This is a genomic window from Clostridium estertheticum (assembly GCF_018861295.1).
Classification (GTDB): domain Bacteria; phylum Bacillota; class Clostridia; order Clostridiales; family Clostridiaceae; genus Clostridium_AD; species Clostridium_AD estertheticum_D.
This window is the reverse complement of sequence record NZ_JAHLDM010000021.1, coordinates 22,397-43,727: the sequence shown is the minus strand read 5'-3', so window position 1 is coordinate 43,727 and position 21,331 is coordinate 22,397. Positions and strand designations below refer to the sequence as shown.

The following is a 21,331-nucleotide window of genomic DNA, read 5'->3' as shown; positions in this document are numbered from 1 at the left end:
AAAAATGGTGCAGATTTTATTCTACACCATTTTGATTTGATTTAATTTCAGGTTCTACATGGACCACTGCTTCAGTAATATTAAGCTCACTTTCCAATTTTCCTTCAATCTCTTCCGTGATATTGTGGCCTTCAACGACGCTTAAATCCGCGCTAACTACTACTATTATATCAAGAAAAATATTGTTTCCATTAATGCGAGCCCGGACATCCTTAACCTTTCTAACTCTTGAAACCTCATTTATGCATTCAATTATATTATCTAATTGTTCCTTATCGAAACCATCTGTTAAGTTAAGCGTTGCCTCCCTTAAAATATCCCAACCAGTCTTTACAATTAATATGCCAACTAGAACCGCAGCTAGTGGATCTACCCAAGGCAATCCAAATTGAGAAGCAATAATACCTACAGATGTACCTATACCAACCCAGGCATCTGAAAGATTATCTTTAGCAGCAGCCATAAGCCCTGAACTATTTATCTGAATAGCAACCTTTTTATTATATCGGTAGACAAAATATATCGCTACAGCACAAACAATACCAACTAAAGCTGCCTTTAAGTCTGGAACCTGCGCTTTAAAGAAGATAATAGAATTGGCTGCATTATATAAAACATTCAGACCTACCACTATCATAATTAAGGAGGCAATAAGTGATGCCATAGTCTCCGCTCTAAAATGACCATAAAGATGATCATCATCCGCAGGCTTTCTCGATATTTTTAATCCAATTAATACAGCTAGTGAAGAAACTATATCTGTTGTGTTATTTAGTCCATCTGCTGTTAGACCCTTTGAACTAGATAAATATCCAATTCCTAGCTTTAATGCAGAGAGTACTATATAAGCAAGAATACTTATACGAGCGCCTCTTTCTGCAATTTTTAAATTATTATATTTTTCTTCCATGTTTTCACTCCTAGATTTATATACTATTTAACAAAATGATATTATTGTCTATTTCAACGTGTTTTTTTACTTATTTCCCCCTTGTTTTCATCCTATTTGTATACTTGTCATAGACATAGAACTATGTTGTATACCCTTATATATAAAATTAACTTCATCTTCTTCATCCTGTATTCCAGCTATATAGAGTAATGGTAAATAGTGTTCCTTTGTAGGTACCGATAACTTGGCACTTCCCCCTATTTTTTGATAATTTATAATATTATCATGCTTTCTATTTACAATAGCATCACAAATGTAATTATCAAATTCAGACGCCCATTCAAATGGAGTTGCATTCATATCATAGTCCATTATTCCTAAATTATGGACTATATCTCCACTTCCTATTATTAAAATTCCTTTTTCACGAAGTTTCGAAAGTTTTCTACCAAGATCATAATGATACTGTTCATCACCTAATTTATTCAGACTCATTTGAAATACTGGTATATCAGCCTTAGGATACAAATGCGATAGTACAGCCCAAGCACCATGGTCTAGTCCCCATTTTTCTGTTAGCATTACATGCGAATCCTTAAGTTCCTCAGCTACAATCTGTGCATATTTTCTAGATCCAGTAGGATTATATTTAAGATTATATAGTTCATCTGGAAACCCATAAAAATCGTAAATCTGCTCAGGTTCATCTGATGATGTAATAAATGTACCCTCAGTCTCCCAATGGGCCGAGATCACTAAAATCGCTTCTGGTTTTGGTATATTTTGCGTTGATTTATTAATAGCCTCTGTATATTCATTATTTAATACTGCATTCATAGGACTTCCGTGCCCAATAAATAATACTGGCATTTTTTTATTCATTATAAATTACCCCCTATTTGTATAATAAAAAAAGAGACCCTTAACATAATTCAAAAGAATTATGCTAAAAGTCTCGTTACCTTTAAGGTCATAAAGCCAGGTGTTATATACACCAGTATGTTGACTTTATTGTTATAACTACTCCCTTTTAACAATTCAATTATATAAAAAATATTTATACTTTTCAATGAAAACCTTTTTATGGTTACTCAATATTACTCTTTGTTTCTGATATATTTAAGACTTATACTTGGATTACTAGTTTTTGTTGACCTAATCTCAAAAATATTTAGAGATGCAACAAATGGTGTAAGTTTTGTATAACCATAATTTCTAGTATCAAAGTCTGGATACCTTTTATTAAGAGTACTACCTAATTCTCCTAAAAATGCCCAACCATCTTCATCTGAAATCTCAGTTATAATGGTTTTAATAGCCTCTACTAATTTAATAGAACTTATCATACCACCCTTTAAATCTTCTTGAGCTTGTGTTCCCTTAGTACTAGGTACCTCAGTATGTTTTGGTGCCATCGATGCTAATACTTCAAGATACTTAAACTTCTCGCAAGCAGATATGAACGGCGTAGGAGTCTTCTTTTCTCCCATACCAATAACATACATACCAGCTTCCCGAAGTCTAGCTGCTAGTTTAGTAAAATCACTATCACTAGATACTATACAAAATCCATCAACATTATTTGAATAGAGTATGTCCATAGCATCTATTATAAGTGCTGCATCTGTTGAATTTTTACCTGTAGTATAGCTATATTGTTGTATTGGGCTTATAGAATAATTAAGCAATACATTTTTCCATGAAGCTAGTTGAGGTTTAGTCCAATCTCCATAAATTCTTTTATACGTAGGTGTCCCATGATTCGAGATTTCATCAATGATATACTTTATATATTTATCAGATACATTATCAGCATCAATCAAAACTGCAATTTTCTTATCTTTCTCCATTTTTTCTCCTTTACATTAATCTCTTTAACTTATTATAGTGCAACTCTATTAATTAGTGCATTATAATATAAGATTCTACAAGATTCTAAATATTCCTTCTTTGTTTCTAAAATACACATATGTATCTTGTATCTACTTACCTTCCATGTTTTTAACCTCTGAATGCCTTGTTATAATCTTCATTATAAATAATTTTATTATACCAGCAATAGGTACAGATAAAAGCATTCCCATTATACCTGCTATTGAACCCCCTATGGTTATTGCCATAATTACGAATATTGGATGAAGTCCCATACTGTCTCCTACAACTTTTGGTGATATAACAGCACTATCAAGTTGCTGAACTGCAAGCAGTAGAAGAACTGCCCATAAAGCCATAATTGGATTTGGACTAAGAAGACCAATAATAATGGCTGGAATACAACCAATTAGTGGACCAACATAAGGTATGATATTAGCGATACCTGCCGTTAACCCTATAAGAAAAGCAAAATCAAGACCTATAACTGATAGTCCAATACTGCTAATTAAGCCAACTATTAACCCATCAAGCAATTGCCCCCTTATAAAGCTAGATATAATATCATTAATTTCAAATAGAGTTTTATTAAGGCTGTTAAACCTTCTTTCTCTCATTATAAGCCCCACAGAATTTATATAAAGCTTTTTAAAAAAATCATGGTCCTTTAATAAATAAAAAGAAATAAATAAGCCAATAAAACTATTCACAAGCATATTACCTATACCTGCAAATAACATAATAATGCTATTTATAGAGACCGATAAATATGAATATACTTGCGTTATAGCTTGAGATAAATAACCTTTTATATCAAGTGAAAGACCACTCTGCGTAATTTTCTTGTTAATATAATCAAAGAATTCATTATATCGTTTTATATAATCTGTTATAGTTGCAAACATAACCGATAAGGTTTGATTACTGCTAATTTGCCCGCCAATCATCGCATATATACTATAAATAAGTATAACAACTAATAAAATCACTACTAAATATGTTAACAAAATGCTTATCAAATGTGACTTATATTTGAGTTTTAGTGACTTAACTAAAAAAGTATTTATAATCTTTGATAACGGATATAGTAGGTAAGCAATTATACAACCAACAATAAGTGGCGATATAATTGAAGCTATAGCATTTATTATACCAATGGTATTTGTAAATAATACTTTGAAATTAAAGACTACATTATAACTTATAAATATTAGGGTTGCCCCTAGCACAACATACAATACACATTCAAGATACTTTTTATCTAACTTGTCTTTCAAATTTATATTCTCCTCAGTAATTATTTTTTAAAGTTATGTTATTTAAGTAATATTTATATAACATGAATTACTATAGCTAATAATAATACAAATGCCATAGTGCGGTGAACTTTAAGCCACATACCTTTACGATTTTTATTTATAAAAACACCATAAACACCTAAAAAGAATATGATGACCATAAATGATGCCGCAACTATTCCAGTTATACTAATGCGACCTGCTGAAAAAGCAATGATAAAATGAGTCAATACAGTAACTATTGCTATTGTACCTGCTAGCTTATGATATTTAATAATTATTTTCATTAACTTTCTATATAACTCTACTATTGACTTTTTTTCTTTTCCAAATTTACTAATATATTTTTTATTAATAAACTTCACGAAATAATTTGAAATTGCTATACCAAAACATATAACTGTTACCCAACCTAAAAATCCAAATAAAGCTCTTGTTTGCATAATATAATTCCCCCCTTACGAGTCCCATAAATATTAACATTTGTTTAATAATAATTTAAACTCCAAACACATTTGTAAAATCCATTTTAATATCCTCAATATTCTCATAGACTTTCTCAAGTCCTAATAATTTTTTCAAAAACAGCTTTTGTTTATTTGTTAGATTTAATTCCTTATACCAAGGTAATTTTTTATGCTTTTCTTTTGTTTCAAAGGAAGAGTAAAGTAAAAATAGTAAAAACTCACCTAAATAAGAAAAGTCTAAATCATAGGGATATTTATTGTTATCTGCCCATCTTGCCAAACCAAAGTCAATAAGATATACTTCCATTATTTCCTCTTCTATAATGATTGCCGTTAGATGAACTTGATGAAGAACTCATATTTTGATACCCCTTCTCTTATATTATCATAAATTTGTCTACCATCTTTTATTGTATCCACATTAGTTGAAAAATTATCATCAAGAAGAATTATATATGCAGCTTCCCTTGAAACCCTGAATCGCTTGTACCTCTTTTGCATTGCAATCTTCAGATATGTTCTAGAAATGGGTATAAAAAAACCGTAGAACAATAAACTGTCCCACAGGTATATAACCATCCTGTTGCCTTTTAGGCCCAGCCCCACGAACTTTTTTTAAAGTTCATCGCCTGCTCAGTTTGTACTGTAGCTTTGTATGCAGTGCAAAGAGATTTTTTTAAGATTACCATATATATTTTTTCATGTCAATATATATCATTTGCTTTACCAAAGATTCTTATATAAAAACCTTTGGGATGCTAGGATTTTCAGTTAAATACATCATTGGTGGGTAATACATTAAAAAGCCAAGTATATCTCCTAATTTAGGTTCTATATCACACTCTTCAATATCTACAATTAAGTGATCAGAACTGCTTCCTATAATTTTAACACCTTGTTTTTGTGGAATTAGCTTATCATGTAATCCAAAATCCTGTTTTCCCACTGCAAGTAGGGCTCTTTTTCTTATACCATTATCCTCATAAGTTGGTTTAGTCCCAAAAGCATCAATAAATACTATCCCAATAGGGTGTGTAGGTTTATTTTTTATTTCAACAATCTGTGCCTTTAATACAAAGATATCCTTATGCATATGTTTCATATCATATCCCCAAAATTTCTCTAAATCCTCTGCTAATAGTATCCCCTCGCCTACTCTTAAATTATTTATTCTCTTAGGCATTTTACCATCTATTATTAACGGTAATGAACTTGTAGCACCTCCAGAAATTATATCAAGTCTTCTTTTTATTTTACTTTCAATTATTTCAGCAATACTGCAAAGCCTTCCTAAATTTTCAATTGTTGGAACTATAGCTCCATAACAACCTAAATTTGTTCCTATCCCATACAATTCAACATTTTTAAGATGATTTTCTACGTGCATTGCTAAGTTAATAATTTCATCTTGGTCATATACCCCTTCTCTTAAATCTCCAAGGTCAATCATTAGAATTACCTTATGCTTTTTCCCTTGCAATTCACATTCCTTTTGGATCATATTAAGTGTCTCCATTTCAGAATTTAAACTAACCTGTGCAAATTCAACCAGTTTTTTTATTTCACTAAACATTGGAATTCTAAGCATCATAAAAGGCTTATTTAACCCATATTCCTTTAGTTTAATTATTTGATCCATTCTTGAACTTGCTATATATGTGCACCCTGCATTTACAAATTGCATAGATACCTCAGGTATTGCATTAAACCCCTTAACTACTCCAGCAATACTTATACCTCGATTGTTACATAACTCTACCATGCTTTTCACATTTTCATATACTTTTTTTAGGTTTATTTCAAGTATTGGATATTTAATATCTGAATAAGCTTTTTTATTCATACCTGTTCTCCCTTAAAAGATCTTTCTTTCCTTAACAGTATACCCTATAATAAAAATTATTTAAATAATCTTATAAAATTAACCTTCTATTGCATTTTAATGGTCTAATTTCACTATATATTTAATTTCATCAATTGTTACTATAAGATTTAAAAAACCGATACTATTATGTATTAATTTATAAGCTATTCATTAAATGTTATAATAGACTTAAATGAAAAAAATAAATACCAATAAAGAAGGAATTATAATGAATGAACTATTATTTGAGGCAAGTAACCTTATATACAATACCAATCTAACTTACAATAATATAAAAATAAAGAAAGGCAAAATTAATTTTATTGTTGGGGAAAGCGGCTCTGGGAAAAGTACATTTTTAAAGTTATTAAACCAGTCTATTAATGGAGATTCTGGTGAATTATTATATAAAGGGCTTTCAATTGACACATATGAACCCATTAATTTACGCCGTGAAGTAAGCCTAGTTTCCCAAGAGCCTTTTCTTTTTAACGAGAGCATAATAGACAATTTCAAAACTTTTTATTCATTAAGACAAAAAACTATGCCAAGCAGTGATTACATAGATTACATAACTCAGCTCTGTTGCGTAAATGTTTCTCTTAACCAACCAGCCTATACCCTTTCAGGTGGAGAACGTCAACGAGTTTATATATCAATTTTTTTATCATTATGTCCAAAAATCATATTGCTAGATGAGCCAACGTCAGCTTTAGATGAAATAACTGGGCATAGGGTAATGAAAAATATAATAAATTTCTGCAAGACTAAAAATATTGAAATTGTAATTGTAAGCCACAATAAAACTATTGTTGAAGAATTTTGTCAAAATAAAATTGAAATAATTAAGGAGGTTTAAGTATGCAAAGCATTGTAAAATTAAGTATTTCCCACTTTCTACTTATTTATCTTCTATTAATTATAGTACTTTTAATTATGAAAAAATCAAAAGTTACTCAAACAAAACTTCTTTTAGTTGCAAGTTTAAGAATGACGATTCAGCTTATAATTGTTGGTTACATACTTCAATATGTCTTTAGTAATCCAAAACCCTTATTTACTGTAATTTTTTTAATAATTATGATAACATTTTCTATACATCGAGTAATTAAAAGCAGAAAAGACTTAAACAATAATTTTAAAATTGCAATTGGGGTTTCTTTAGCTTTTTCTGGACTTTTTGTTTTACTCTTCTTTGTCACAGTAGTTGTTGGTAAATCCATATTTAACCCCCAATACACTATACCACTCGCGGGTATGATTATTGGTAACGCTATGACTGGAGTAAATATTGCGATAAAAACCTTCATGGATGATATAAGCAAAGAAAAGAATAAAATTAATACTTTACTAAATTTAGGTGTGGAACCAAAAAATATATTGAAGCCATTTGCTAATAATGCTTTCGAAACAGCATTAATTCCTACAATAAACTCAATGCTTGGAATGGGTATAATCTTTTTACCTGGAATGATGACTGGACAAATGCTCTCTGGTACATTACCTACTACAGCAATTATGTACCAAATAGCCATTATGATTGCAATTTGTTGTTCTGTCTGTACAACCGTTTTTCTATCATTAAACTTAGGTTATAAATCTTTATACAATAATAGAAAACAATTTATATAAGCCTTATATAGTATAAGCTGCGAAACTTAATTTCACAGCTTTTATAATTTATTGGTCTAAGCTTTTTTGACCACAGCTCTTCTCACAATCATATAAACAAAACACATTGTTATTATGAATAAACATATAAATGTTATTACAGCCATATAAGAGTTTCTTATTTCTATCCCCAGTAAATCACCAATAAAATCTTTTATCTTTTCTCCCAACTCAAAATCATTGCGTGAAACTATTCCATATACAGCTATAGGAATTAATGACACTAAAACTTTCATTGTTTTATTACACTTATAATATATCATAGTCGTTAATAGTCCTACTCCAAATGCTGCAATGTAAAAAGCAAATAAAAATGTAACTGTCCTAAATAGTGTTTGTATACTATTGCTTTGTATCCATACTTCGGATGTAGATGACCTAGAAACTTTGCTATAAATTATATCATACATCATGTAATTTTCCATGAATGTATTATACATCCTATTTATTGCGACATCTAATATGGACATAGTAATTCCTATTGCTAAAATAGCCATTGCTGTTGCTTTAAAATAATCTCTCCTAAGAATATTATTCGCTTGAGTAAAATAAAAATTTTCTCTAAAAAAGTTTAACCCTAACACAAATAAAAGAACTACAGATAAAATTTCTAATCCAGATGTAGAACTACTTACTCCTGAATATTGACTCATCATTTTTTTGCCTGTTAATGCACCTATAAAAATACAGTAATAAATTATTATCGATTTTAGGCTGCTTTTAATATTATATTTAGCAAGTTTGTAACTTGTCATTATTTCATCTCCCCCTTATTCGTCAAATCTATAAATAGTTTTTGGAGTTCAACCTTTGAAACTTCTAGACCTAATTTTTTTATTTCTTCCTTTTCTATCCCAACATTATTCCCCATTATAACTGCTGATTTAAAAGATGCCATTTCATCTACACTTAAACAATTTTTACCGCGAATATACTCATCTATATTCTTATTTAATCCAGATACGTTGTAGCATTTAGTTAGTAATTCTTCAACATTTTCATCATTAATTATTTTTCCATCCTTAAGAACAATTACCCTTTCTATTAATTGTGATACTTCTTCTATAATATGAGTAGATAATATAATAGTTTTAGGCTTCTCTATATAACCTTCCATAAGTTCTTTATAAAACAGTTCTCTGTGATTAGCATCTAATCCCAGAACTGGCTCATCGAACATTAAGATTTCTGCGCCTGATGCCATTGTATTTATAATTTTGCAAATAGAGGCGTACCCCGTTGATAATTCCTTAACCCTTTTATTTATATTTAATTCGAACTTTTTAGAAAGTTCTAATGCATATACCATATCAAACTTCGGATAAAATTCTTTGCTCCACTTAAATAGCTCCTTTACTTTCATAGCTTGTGGATACAAATTTTGTTCTGTCATAAAATATATATTACCTAAGGCATTTTTATCATTTGATAAAGTTTTACCATCTATAGAAATGACACCTTTATCTGAAAAAATCCTATTATTTATAATATTTAAAAGAGTTGTCTTTCCAGCTCCATTTCTTCCGAGCAGTCCATATATTTTGTTTTCTTCTATAGTTAATGATATATTATCTAATGCAAAAGTATCCCCATATCTTTTACTTACATTTAAAAGCTTTATTGTACCCACATTAAATCCCCCCTTCAATCATTTTAATGATATCACTACTTGAAATATTTAATTTCTTTGCTTCTTCTATTAAAGAAACTATATAATTTTCATAAAATTTTTCTTTTCTTATGCCCATTAATTTTACTTTGCTACCAGTTACAACAAACATACCTACACCCCGCTTTTTATATATAATTCCCTCATCTACAAGTAAATTAAATCCTTTAGCTACTGTAGCGGGATTTATCTTATACTTAACAGATATTTCTGTTGTAGATGGAATTGCAGTTTCTTCCTGGAAAATCCCTTTAAGAACTTTATCTTCAATATTTTGAGCAATCTGCATATATATAGGTACATCATTATTAAAATCCAAATTAACACCTCCACAACCCAATTGGTTAGTTACTTATGTAATTAACTATATAACCAATTAACTTTATTGTCAATAGATGTATAAAATAAAAAAAGATAAAAAGCAGTTTAATATTCAAACTGACCTTTATCTTTTTCTAGAACACCTTATCTCTTAATATGTTCATTCATTTTATAAATTTTACTATTTCTTTGTTTCGCTTACCCATTCATGATGAAACGTTCCTTCCTTATCTACTCTTTCAAATGTATGAGCTCCAAAATAATCTCTCTGCGCCTGAAGCAAGTTTGCTGGAAGATTTGCACTTCTATAACTGTCATAGTATGTTAAGGCACTTGAAAATGATGGTACTGGTACTCCCAAATTTACTGCTGTTGATATTACATATCTTAAGTCCCTTTGATAACTATTAATGATATTCTTAAAATATGAATCTAACATTAAGTTGTTAAGATTTTCATCATTTTCATATGCTTCATTTATCTTGTTAAGGAATTGCGCACGAATTATACAACCCCCTCTAAATATTTTAGCTATTTCCCCATATTTAAGATCCCAATTATACTCTTTTGATGCAACCCTCATAAGTGCAAATCCTTGCGCATATGAACATATTTTACTTGTATAAAGGGCCCTTCTTACAGCTTCTATAAAATCTTTTTTATCCCCTTTAAATTTAATATCCGGTCCTTTTAAAAGACTACTTGCATAAATTCTTTCATCTTTTAATGATGACATGCAGCGTGCAAAAACTGCCTCTGTTATTGAAGGTATAGGAACTGCAAGATCCAAAGCACTTTGGCTAGTCCATTTTCCTGTTCCCTTCTGCCCTGCTTTATCAAGAATAATATCAACAATATACTCCCCAGTCTCATTATCCTTTTGTACAAATATTTCACTAGTTATTTCTATTAGATAGCTATTAAGTTCCCCTTTGTTCCACTGCTCAAAAACGTCATGAATTTCATCGTTTGTTAGCCCTGCTACCCCTTTTAGGAGTGCATAAGCCTCACAAATAAGTTGCATATCCCCATATTCTATACCATTGTGAACCATTTTCACATAATGTCCTGCCCCATTTGTTCCAATATAAGTGCAGCAAGCTTCTCCATCTACCTTTGCAGATATAGCCGTGAAGATAGGTTCAACTATTTTATAAGCATCAAGTTCTCCCCCAGGCATAATTGCTGGTCCTTTTAAAGCTCCTTCCTCTCCACCTGAAACTCCGGTTCCTATAAATTTAAACCCTAACTCTTCAAGTTTTTTGCTCCTACGTATTGTATCCATAAAATACGAATTACCGCCATCAATTAATATATCACCCTTTGATATATAAGGTATTAATTTATCTATAGTTTCATCAACAGGTAATCCTGCTTTAATCATAATTAATATTTTTCTTGGAGTTTCTAAAGAATTTACGAATTCCTCAATAGAATATGCACCCTTTATATTTTTCCCTTTTGCCTCTATTAGAAATTCATCTATGGTAGTTCTATTCCTTGAATATACACAAACAGATATTCCTCTGCTCTCAACATTTAATGCCAGGTTTTTGCCCATGACAGCTATACCAATAACTCCAAATTGTTGTTTTTTCATATAAAACTCCTCCTATTAAAAAAATTACTCTGCTCGAATCATAGTATATATTATACTAATATATGCCATATGTTATTCAACTTCTATTATAATATAATATACCATATAATAATAAACTACATAAATAAAAACGCTATTGTACCCTTTAAGTACAATGCGTTTATTTTTGTTACTATTATTATCTTAATTTATTCTTTTAATATGTAATTGTTTATAGCATAAGCTATTCCAGACTCATTATTAGACTTAGTTATGTATTTTGCCTGAAGTTTTACATCCTCTACTGCATTTTCCATAGCTATAGACATACCCGCACATTTAAACATTTCAATATCATTGTAATTATCTCCAAAAACAATAATTTCATCTAAGCTTACATTTAATTTTTTTGACAATATTTCCAAAGCATTTCCCTTAGAAATATCTGATGCCATAATATCTAAAAGCCCTGTTGCAGAACTTACTACTGTAAGATTATCATATTTTGAAAAATGCTTTTGTAGTAATATAATGTCCTCATGTTTTTCACAAACTAACAAAACTTTAAAAGCATCTATATCATTAATTTTTGCCATTACCTTATCATCTATATATTTTATAGGTATTTGTTCATCTTGCAATAAAACCCTATTACGATCCGCATACCTTTTACCTACTGAATTATTTTTAGTAGAATATACTAAATCAGCAGTGTATATAATAAACTCTATTTCATTATTATTACAGTAAGTTGTAACGTCTTTTACAGCAATTTTATCCATTACCTTCGAATAGAGAACTTCGCCTGTTTCAATATTCCTAACTAGTCCACCATTACAAGATATAACAGGTCCTTTTAAATTTAACTGCTTTATATAAGTCTTTACCATAAGATCTAGTCTTCCAGATGCAATAATTACTTCTACCCCCATATTTTGGAGTTTTTTTAGTGCTACTTCATTATCCTTTGAAATAACATTATCTGAATTTAATAATGTTCCATCCATATCGCATACACACCATTTGTATTTAATCATATATACTTTCTCCTTTAGTACTTGCTAATATTTAAATGATATAAAAATCATATTATATCTAATTATCTACCTTTATAGGTTTAATTTCAACATTAACTTTTTAATATTCATAAATTCCACAGATTTCTTTGTAATATTTTAAAGAAATCTAAATATCTATATATTCACTCACCACATCTCCTGTTCCTTCTCACACTCTCTCTGATAATATTCGGCTATACTTTCAAAACAAGTATTCACCATAAATTCTATCTCATTATTATTTATAATATACGGTGGAATAAAATAAAGTACATTTCCTATTGGCCTTAGTACTAGTCCCTTTTTAAGAGCAATCTTGTAAATCTCATATCCTACTCTCATTTCAAAGGGATAACTTTCTTTTGTCTCCCTATTTTTCACTATTTCAATAGCTGTTATCATCCCTATACTTCTTACCTCACCTACATGTTTTAAAGTTTCTGCCTTTTCTAGCGTAAGTTTTTTTATAAGCTCACCTTTTTCTACGTTATTTTTTATAATATTGTCTTCCTCAAATATCTTTAAGTTCTCGAGCGCTATTGCACACCCCATAGCATTTCCTGAATAAGTATGACTATGTATAAATGTTTTTCGCTCTTTATAATCTCCATAAAAGCAATCATAAATATCATCTGTAGTCATAACTACTGACATAGGCATATATCCAGCCGAAATCCCTTTTGAGAGACACATAAAGTCTGGACTTATATCAGCATGGTTACAAGCAAACATTTTTCCAGTTCTACCAAAGCCCATTGCAATTTCGTCTGCAATAAGGTGTATATCATATATATCACAAAAGTATCGGAGCTTCTTTAAATAAATTGGTGAATAAATCTTCATACCTGCAGCACCTTGAACCATAGGTTCAACTATTACTGCACTTATATCAATATGATTTTGAGTTAAGCACTTTTCCATCTCCTCAAAACACTCTGCATTACAACTCTCCCTATTAAAACCGTATTTACACCTATAACAATCTGGTCCTTGTACTCTAAATGTATCTAAAAGTAGAGGCTTGTATACTTCATTAAACTCATCAATATCACAAACAGACAACGCACCTAATGTCTCTCCATGATATGCATCGCTTAGTGCTACAAACCTTTTCTTTTTAGTATTTCCTTTTTGCATGTTATAGTGAAAACTCATCTTTAAAGCTATTTCTACCGCTGAGGATCCATTATCAGAAAAGAACACTTTTTTAAGCTTGTCTGGTGTTATCTCAACAAGCTTTTCCGCAAGTTCTATAGCAGGCTTGTTTGAGAAATTTGCAAATATAACATGTTCAATATTATCTATCTGCTTTTTTATAGCCTCGTTAATTCTCTTATTGCTATGTCCTAGAGTGTTTGTCCACCAAGATGATATACAATCTAAATATCTTTTTCCATCAATATCATAAAGCCAAACCCCTTCACCTTTTTCAATAACTATTGGATTAAGTTCCTCATAATCCTTCATTTGTGAACATGGATGCCATATATATTTCAAATCCTTTTCTACATAACTATTCATTTATTTACCTCACCCTTCACTTTATAATTGATCCATGCATCCTTCTAAAGTCTTAATACTAAAAGCCTTTTCTGCATTAATTCTTATAGCTCGCATCATGTTCTCATTTAGATTTACAATATATTTAAGCTTACCTATAACAGGCACTTTAGTAAGCTTTTCTATCATTTGAATATTATCATTACAGAGAATATTATCTATATAATTATTTATTATAATTCCTTTGATATTAATCCCTAATGATTTTATATATTCTACGGTAAGTACTGTATGGTTAATTGTTCCCACACCAGCTCTTGCCACAATAACAACACTCATATTTAAATCCTTTATAAGATTTTCAAGAGTATATATTCCTCTTTCATCATCTATCAATGGACATACTATTCCTCCACTACCTTCTGCGATAACATAATCATATTTATCCTTTAAATAATTGTATTTTTGTCTTATTAAGTCTATTTGGATAGGCTTATTCTCGATTTTAGCTGCAAGATGAGGGGATACTGCATTCTTATAAACATAAGGCGTTATATTTTCATAAACTTCTTCCAAATTACTCACATCACAAGCAAGCTTAGTATCACCTGGAATAAGTTCATCCCCTTCTTCAATAGCCCCACTAAGTGCTGCCTTAAAATAAGTAGCATTATATCCATTACTTCGCAGAACATGCATAATTCCAGCAGTTACAATAGTTTTTCCCACATCAGTATCTGTTCCAACTATAAATACTCCCTTAGACATTTTTTCTAACCTCCAAATTTAACTCGTTTACCTTTTTCTCCATATTCTTAATAAATACTCTCATACAATACCCCTCTCTTGTAATTATTTTATTCGATGTATCCACTTTTTCTTAATACAGGTAATAGTTTTATTGAAATATATGCTGCAAATACTGTTAGTACCAAATCTCCAGCTATGCAAATCACAAAGCCATAAAAAAATGCAAAATAAAAAGAAATATTCTTTCCGAGATATAAATTATAACTAATGTATAAATATATTACTCCAAATAAATATACAAAAAACAGACCTGAAAGTAGAGTAAATATTGTCTTAACAAAATTTAATTCCAATACTTTCTCTCTTATTTTACCTATAACATAAGCTGCCACTATGAACCCGATAAGGTATCCAAATGTAGGTTTAAATATGTAACCTATACCGCCACCTTCAGTAAATACAGGCACACCAGAAAGTCCAACAGCCACATAAACTATTTGTGACAATGCACCTAATTTTGAGCCTAAAATTAGTCCAGCCAAAGCACAAAACAGATATTGAAGTGTAAAAGGTACATACGGTATTGGCACCTTAATGAAAGCTCCAATTGCTGTTAATGCTGCAAACATAGCTACTAAAATTATATTTCTAGTGTTTTTCATGTATATTCCTCCTCAATACAATTGGTATATACTATATAATAAAGCAATAGCTCTCAATTGTAAACTAATTTTATTGTTTTAGTTTACAATTGAGAGCTATTTAAAATTTGTTTAGAAACCTTATTTAGAAATTTTAAAAAAACCGTTGCTGTTAAACCCTTAAAAATATTTATTCTACATTTAAAATAATATGCATGAAAATTCCAACCTTTATATTTCCAATATTCACTGTCCAATCCTATTAGTTTATTGCAATTACCTTTATCATATATAATGCACCACTTTACTTTTAATTAGCAAACAAGGTTCAATTCAAGTATTTCTTCGATGTATTTCTTTTGTGCGCTGTCAAGCTCAGAAAATGGTTTTCTTGAAACTCCAGCATCAATTCCACGTAGAGTAAGAATATACTTTATTGCTGGTATTAATCCCACACTACACAGTGCTTCCATTATATTATTTGCTTTAACTTGAAGGGCTCTTGCCTCCTCATAATTTAATGATTCAAAGGCTTCTTTTATTTTTTTATAATGTGTATACATAAAATTAAATGTACTTCCTATTGCTCCATCCGCACCCATAGCAATACCCGCCAGCAAAATTTCATCAAACCCATTATACATATAAAGAGAATTTTTCAGATTTTTTATTCTCTCAAGTTGATACAAATTAAGAGACGTATGTTTTACTCCTGCGATTGCAGGACTTTTAAATAATTCCTTAAAATCCTTATTTTTAAGATCAAACTCCACACCAGTATTTCCTGGGAAGTTATAAACTATAATAGGCATTCCTACCCTCTCATAAATGTCATAATAATACTGTGCAATTTCCTTTGGAGAAAATTTGTAATAATAAGGAGCAGTCGCTGCAATTGCATTATATCCTAGTTCTTTTGCCCTTAAACCATACTTTATTGCCTCATCTGTACTTACTGCTCCTACATGTGCAATTAGCTTTGTTTTATTTTTATTCTCGGCTGCAATTTCAAATAATCGCATCCTTTCATCTCTTGATAAAAGGAAACACTCTGCAGAACTCCCACCAATAAAAAAACCTGTAACACCCTCCTTCATATTTCTTTCCATAAGTTTAAGTAAAACCTTATCATTTATTTTATTTTCCTTATCAAATGGAGTCACTGATGCCGCAAATATCCCTTTCATATCTATGTTCAACTCATTCATATGATCATCTTCCTCCTATATACAATTTATTTTACTTATACAAAAAGGATGCCATTTAAGACACCCTTTTTCTAACTTATATTAATTAAAATACTATCTGATTTATACTTACACAGTAATTAAGATATTATTTTATTGAATTACTTATTTTTTCTATAACAATTTGATCATCTTTAGCATCTACCCCAATGACAGAACCATCATTTATGTCTCCCTTAATAATCTTTTTCGAAATAGAAGTTTCCAAAACATTTTCAATATATCTCTTTAGTGGACGTGCTCCATAGACTGGATCATACCCTTCATCTGCCATAAGCTTTTTAGCAGCTGTAGTTACTTTCATAGTTATATTCTTATCCTTAAGCCTATTTTGAATATCTGCAAGGAATATATCAACTATTCCTTCTATTTCCTTTGTTTCTAGAGGTTTAAATAATATGATATCATCCAACCTATTTAGAAATTCTGGTTTAAATTTAGACTTGAGCTCGTTCATGACCCTATCACGAATACCTTTCTCAATTCCGCCACTCTCATTATTTTCTAAGAGATAGTTGCTTCCAATATTTGAAGTCATGATTATTATACAGTTTTTAAAATTAATTATCTTACCCTGATTATCTGTAAGCCTACCATCGTCTAATATCTGTAAAAATATATTAAACACATCTTCGTGAGCTTTTTCTATTTCATCAAACAATACTACGCTATAAGGTTTACGCCTAACAGCCTCAGTAAGCTGACCACCCTCCTCGTAACCTACATAACCTGGTGGAGCTCCTATAAGTCTTGACACAGAATATTTCTCCATATACTCTGACATATCTATTCTTATTATATTCTCACTCGACTCAAATAGAATTTCGGCTAGTGTTTTAGCAAGCTGAGTTTTTCCGACACCAGTAGGTCCAAGAAATATGAATGAACCAATAGGTCTTTTAGGATCTTTCATACCAGCTCTTGCCCTTATTACTGCATTTGAAACAGCAGTTACAGCTTCCTTTTGGCCAATTACTCTTTTTGTTAAATCATCTTCGAGTCTTAAGAGTTTTTCTCTTTCACCTTCCTCGAGATTTGTTACAGGTATACCCGTCCACTTTGATACTATCTGTGATATTTCCTTTTCTGTTACCTCTTCTTTAAGCATAGCAGTTTCATTATTTTGATGAATGTCTGCTTCTTTCTCTTTTATCTGGGCTTCTAACTTTGGAATTACTCCATATTTAAGTTCTGCTACCTTATTTAAATCATACTCTCTTTCAGATTTTTCTATATCGCCTCTGGAAACATCTAACTCTGCTTTTAAATTTCTAATTTCAACTATCTTAGATTTTTCTTTTTCATATTTTGCTGTCATTTCATTGTCTTTATCTTTTAAATTACTTAACTCTTTCTCAAGTGTTATAAGTCTTTTCTTTGATGCATCATCCTTTTCTTTAGATAATGCCTTTTTCTCAATTTCTAATTGAAATACCTTACGTTTAATCATATCCATTTCAGTTGGCATACTATCGATATCAGTTCTTATCATTGCACAAGCTTCATCTATAAGATCAATTGCCTTATCTGGTAGAAATCTTGCTGTTATATATCTATCTGATAATTTTGCTGCTGCAACAATCGCAGAATCATGAATCCTTATGCCGTGGTATATTTCAAATTTTTCTTTAAGACCTCTAAGTATCGATACAGAATCTTCAACCGTAGGTTCCTCTATTGTTACTGGTTGAAATCTTCTCTCTAGAGCCTTATCTTTTTCTAGATACTTTCTGTATTCATCAAAAGTAGTTGCTCCAATACAATGAAGACTTCCTCTTGCAAGTAATGGTTTTATCATGTTCCCAGCATCCATAGAACCCTCTGATTTACCTGCTCCAACAATGTTATGAATTTCATCTATAAATAAAATTATTTTTCCTTCACTAGTTTCTACTTCTTTAAGAACTGCTTTAAGTCTTTCTTCAAACTCACCTTTAAATTTAGCACCAGCAATAAGAGCTCCCATGTCTAAAGAAAATATTATCTTATTCTTAAGACCTTCTGGTACATCTCCCTTTACAATTCTTTGAGCAAGTCCCTCAACTATAGCAGTTTTACCAACTCCGGGTTCTCCTATAAGCACTGGATTATTTTTAGTTCTTCTAGAAAGAATTCTTATAACCCTCCTAATTTCCTCGTCACGTCCAATTACTGGATCCAATTTATGCTTTTTAGCTTGCTCCACAAGATTTGATCCATATTTCACTAATGCCTCATAAGTACCTTCTGGATCAACATTATCTACTCTTTGATTTCCACGAACGCTAGAGAGCACACTTAAAAAAGCATCTTTAGTTATATTGAATTTTTTTAATATATCAACTATCTCTTTAGTTTTTACATCCATAAGTCCAAGCATCACATGCTCAACACTTATAAATGTATCTTTAAATTTTTTAGCTTCATCTTCAGCGCGTACAAAGACCTCATCAAGTCTTCGTGTAGCGTATACAGAGCCACTATCAGCACCGCTCCCAGTAACTTTTGGCATCTTACCAAGTTCATTTTTAATCTCATTATTTAAACTAGTTATATCCACTCCCATTTTACTAAATATATTAGGAATGAGTCCATCCTCTTGAGCTATGAGTGCTGCAAATAAATGAATCGTATCTACCTGTTGATGGTTGTTTTTTACCGCTAATGATTGAGCCCCATTTAATGATTGTTGAACCTTTACTGTTAATTTCTCTACATCCATGTATATAATCCTCCCTTTTCTATTAAACTATTACCATATTTTAGAATTTTTTCGTTATATTTTAAGGTATAAATTAATCACCATAGTAACTTAATCATCTCCTGGGTCGATGTTATCATCTCCTGGGTCGATGCTTTAAGTTACTATAGTGACCATATCTTTGTCTATTTTAAGAATTATCTGTTATAGTTTTAATGTTTCATAGATATTCTTTTATATTATTTAAGAACTGCTTGTGTTATCTTAATAAGTTGCTCTTTACTTAGTGCTTCAAGATATCTTTGACGTTCCAAAAACGTGCACTCTTCTAGAAGTTTTCTTTCTCTGCGAGTTTCTATGTAAATACCTGAAACCATAAGATCTTTACTATTCGAATCCATATAATGCCTTCTCCATATATTATAATATTTAATTGAGGTACTCTCACTATAGCCCTTATTTATTAATTTCATAATACCTGTTTTTCTATCTTGTTTTTCAAAACATTCACAAAGTTTATATATTTTCTGAAGCATTATCATCTTTATTTTCCTTCCTTCTTAAGCATCCAGGAAACATACAAATAAAAGTTTCTCGTTTATTTTATCCATACATGCACGATTTCTATTCACCTTACATTATACCATAATTTAGCTTAAATAACCGTTATTTATATACGAGAGACTAATTTGTTTGTTTTAAAATTTCTATTCAAAGCTTTTTATAGCCTTTTGGGCCCAATTAGAATCTTTATATATAGCCCTAGCTACACCAATAAGATCAGCTTTTCCAGAATGCAAAAGACTTTCTGCAGCTTCTACCTTTGTAATTCCACCCGTAAGTAGAACTGGAATAGATACAACTTCCTTTATAGATTGCGATAACGGTGAAAAATACCCTTGACTAGTATTACCTGGAATAATAAATCTACAAAAGCCTCCGGAAATATCAAGAATATCTACACCTGCCTTCTCAAAAGCTACCGCAGCAATTTTGCTGTCTTCGATTGTAATACCGCCCTCCATATTATCGCTAGCACCGAGTCTTAGAAGAATTGGGAAATCATCCCCAACAACATCACGTACTGCTTTAATAATATCTAAATGAATTTTAATTCGACCTAGTAAATCTCCACCATATTCGTCATTTCTCTTGTTAGTTAAAGGAGAGAAGAATTGGTTTAGAAGATATCCATGTGCAGAATGAATCTCTACACCATCAAATCCAGATTCCTTAACACGCCTTGCAGCATCTTTAAATTCTAAGATTATATTTTTAATCTCCTTTATTGAAAGTTCATCTGGTACAATACTTGAATTTGGATTTATAATAGCTGATGGACCTACTGGATTAAACCCTGTAATTTCTTTATTTGTTGAACTTCCAGCATGATTAATTTGCATTACTGTTTTAGATCCATTTTTATGAATAATGTTAGATAATTCTTTTAGACTTTCAATTGTGCTATCCTCTGCAATAGAAAGTTGTCTTTCGCTAGCCTTTCCTGCAAGTGTTATAAAACTATGTTCAATAATAATAAGAGAGATATATCCACCTCTAGATTTTTCATCATAATAATCTAATATATCTTTACTTACCTTTCCATTCTGATCTGATTTCGACGTAGCCATTGGTGGCATAACCAATCTATTGTTTAATGTTAACTTACAATTTTCTAAAGACTTAAGCAAATATGACATTGAATAACCTCCGTATAGTTTATTATTTTTCATTAATCAATACTATTTTATTATAGTATAATCCTTATCACTCTTAAATTCTATGTACGCTTATAAAGTTACTAATTCATTCACATATTTAT

At 30.6% G+C, this 21,331-nt stretch carries 22 protein-coding genes and 1 riboswitch; of the genes, 2 read left to right on the top strand and 20 right to left on the bottom strand.

Annotated features, from left to right (window positions below; genetic code table 11):
- Nucleotides 1–16 precede the first annotated feature (16 nt).
- The 8 genes from KPL54_RS18185 to KPL54_RS18150 all read right to left on the bottom strand — a co-directional run bounded on the left by KPL54_RS18185 (nt 17) and on the right by KPL54_RS18150 (nt 6,372).
- Nucleotides 17–910, bottom strand: coding sequence for a cation diffusion facilitator family transporter (locus KPL54_RS18185; RefSeq protein ID WP_216107905.1), 894 nt, complete (start codon nt 908–910; stop codon nt 17–19).
- An 87-nt stretch (nt 911–997) separates the two neighbouring features.
- Nucleotides 998–1,774 carry a 4,5-DOPA-extradiol-dioxygenase gene (ygiD, locus tag KPL54_RS18180; protein WP_216107904.1) on the bottom strand — a complete coding sequence of 259 codons (777 nt, stop codon included), beginning with the start codon at nt 1,772–1,774 and terminating at the stop codon, nt 998–1,000.
- A gap of 215 nt (nt 1,775–1,989) precedes the next feature.
- Entirely contained in the window at nt 1,990–2,742 is a 753-nt protein-coding gene (locus KPL54_RS18175) for an NYN domain-containing protein (RefSeq protein WP_216107903.1), read from the bottom strand.
- Between the two features lie 132 nt (nt 2,743–2,874).
- Complete coding sequence (locus KPL54_RS18170) at nt 2,875–4,041, bottom strand: AI-2E family transporter (protein ID WP_216107902.1); 1,167 nt, start codon at nt 4,039–4,041, stop codon at nt 2,875–2,877.
- 53 nt (nt 4,042–4,094) lie between these two features.
- Entirely contained in the window at nt 4,095–4,505 is a 411-nt protein-coding gene (locus KPL54_RS18165; RefSeq protein WP_253203568.1) for a hypothetical protein, read from the bottom strand.
- Nucleotides 4,506–4,560: 55 nt separating this feature from the next.
- A complete protein-coding gene (locus KPL54_RS18160) occupies nt 4,561–4,836 on the bottom strand; it encodes a hypothetical protein (protein ID WP_216107901.1) in 276 nt (91 codons plus the stop codon).
- A 26-nt stretch (nt 4,837–4,862) separates the two neighbouring features.
- A complete protein-coding gene (locus tag KPL54_RS18155) occupies nt 4,863–5,081 on the bottom strand; it encodes a hypothetical protein (RefSeq protein ID WP_216107956.1) in 219 nt (72 codons plus the stop codon).
- A gap of 2 nt (nt 5,082–5,083) precedes the next feature.
- A riboswitch (NiCo riboswitch) is annotated at nt 5,084–5,176 on the bottom strand.
- 89 nt (nt 5,177–5,265) lie between these two features.
- Complete coding sequence (locus tag KPL54_RS18150; protein ID WP_216107900.1) at nt 5,266–6,372, bottom strand: alanine racemase; 1,107 nt, start codon at nt 6,370–6,372, stop codon at nt 5,266–5,268.
- Nucleotides 6,373–6,622: 250 nt separating this feature from the next.
- Between KPL54_RS18150 and KPL54_RS18145 the strand changes: the two genes are divergently transcribed.
- Nucleotides 6,623–7,252, top strand: coding sequence for an ABC transporter ATP-binding protein (locus tag KPL54_RS18145; RefSeq protein WP_216107899.1), 630 nt, complete (start codon nt 6,623–6,625; stop codon nt 7,250–7,252).
- 2 nt (nt 7,253–7,254) lie between these two features.
- Nucleotides 7,255–8,025, top strand: coding sequence for an ABC transporter permease (locus KPL54_RS18140; protein ID WP_216107898.1), 771 nt, complete (start codon nt 7,255–7,257; stop codon nt 8,023–8,025).
- A 56-nt stretch (nt 8,026–8,081) separates the two neighbouring features.
- Here the strand turns inward: KPL54_RS18140 and KPL54_RS18135 are convergent, their stop codons facing one another.
- The 12 genes from KPL54_RS18135 to KPL54_RS18080 all read right to left on the bottom strand — a co-directional run bounded on the left by KPL54_RS18135 (nt 8,082) and on the right by KPL54_RS18080 (nt 21,209).
- Entirely contained in the window at nt 8,082–8,819 is a 738-nt protein-coding gene (locus tag KPL54_RS18135) for a hypothetical protein (RefSeq protein WP_216107897.1), read from the bottom strand.
- Nucleotides 8,819–9,694: an ATP-binding cassette domain-containing protein gene (locus KPL54_RS18130; RefSeq protein ID WP_216107896.1), complete on the bottom strand. Its 876-nt coding sequence runs from the start codon at nt 9,692–9,694 to the stop codon at nt 8,819–8,821. The genes KPL54_RS18135 and KPL54_RS18130 overlap by 1 nt, the downstream gene beginning before the upstream one ends.
- A 1-nt stretch (nt 9,695) precedes the next feature.
- The gene (locus KPL54_RS18125) at nt 9,696–10,022 is read right to left on the bottom strand and encodes a GntR family transcriptional regulator (protein WP_216107949.1); all 327 of its coding nucleotides are present in this window, start codon (nt 10,020–10,022) and stop codon (nt 9,696–9,698) included.
- A gap of 213 nt (nt 10,023–10,235) precedes the next feature.
- Nucleotides 10,236–11,654: an NADP-dependent phosphogluconate dehydrogenase gene (gndA, locus tag KPL54_RS18120; protein WP_216107895.1), complete on the bottom strand. Its 1,419-nt coding sequence runs from the start codon at nt 11,652–11,654 to the stop codon at nt 10,236–10,238.
- A gap of 188 nt (nt 11,655–11,842) precedes the next feature.
- Entirely contained in the window at nt 11,843–12,670 is an 828-nt protein-coding gene (locus KPL54_RS18115; protein WP_216107894.1) for a Cof-type HAD-IIB family hydrolase, read from the bottom strand.
- 168 nt (nt 12,671–12,838) lie between these two features.
- The gene (gene bioA / locus KPL54_RS18110; protein WP_216107893.1) at nt 12,839–14,212 is read right to left on the bottom strand and encodes an adenosylmethionine--8-amino-7-oxononanoate transaminase; all 1,374 of its coding nucleotides are present in this window, start codon (nt 14,210–14,212) and stop codon (nt 12,839–12,841) included.
- A gap of 21 nt (nt 14,213–14,233) precedes the next feature.
- Nucleotides 14,234–14,959 carry a dethiobiotin synthase gene (gene bioD / locus KPL54_RS18105; protein WP_216107892.1) on the bottom strand — a complete coding sequence of 242 codons (726 nt, stop codon included), beginning with the start codon at nt 14,957–14,959 and terminating at the stop codon, nt 14,234–14,236.
- Between the two features lie 89 nt (nt 14,960–15,048).
- On the bottom strand, nt 15,049–15,603 hold the full coding sequence (locus KPL54_RS18100; RefSeq protein WP_216107891.1) for a biotin transporter BioY: 555 nt from the start codon (nt 15,601–15,603) through the stop codon (nt 15,049–15,051).
- Between the two features lie 293 nt (nt 15,604–15,896).
- Nucleotides 15,897–16,790, bottom strand: coding sequence for an N-acetylneuraminate lyase (locus KPL54_RS18095; protein ID WP_216107890.1), 894 nt, complete (start codon nt 16,788–16,790; stop codon nt 15,897–15,899).
- 127 nt (nt 16,791–16,917) lie between these two features.
- Nucleotides 16,918–19,530, bottom strand: a complete 2,613-nt coding sequence (gene clpB, locus KPL54_RS18090) for an ATP-dependent chaperone ClpB (protein WP_216107889.1) — start codon at nt 19,528–19,530, stop codon at nt 16,918–16,920.
- A gap of 218 nt (nt 19,531–19,748) precedes the next feature.
- Nucleotides 19,749–20,051 (bottom strand): hypothetical protein, encoded by a 303-nt coding sequence (locus KPL54_RS18085; protein WP_071612078.1) that lies wholly within the window; start codon nt 20,049–20,051, stop codon nt 19,749–19,751.
- A gap of 165 nt (nt 20,052–20,216) precedes the next feature.
- Nucleotides 20,217–21,209, bottom strand: a complete 993-nt coding sequence (locus tag KPL54_RS18080) for an NADH:flavin oxidoreductase (protein WP_216107888.1) — start codon at nt 21,207–21,209, stop codon at nt 20,217–20,219.
- Nucleotides 21,210–21,331: the final 122 nt, after the last annotated feature.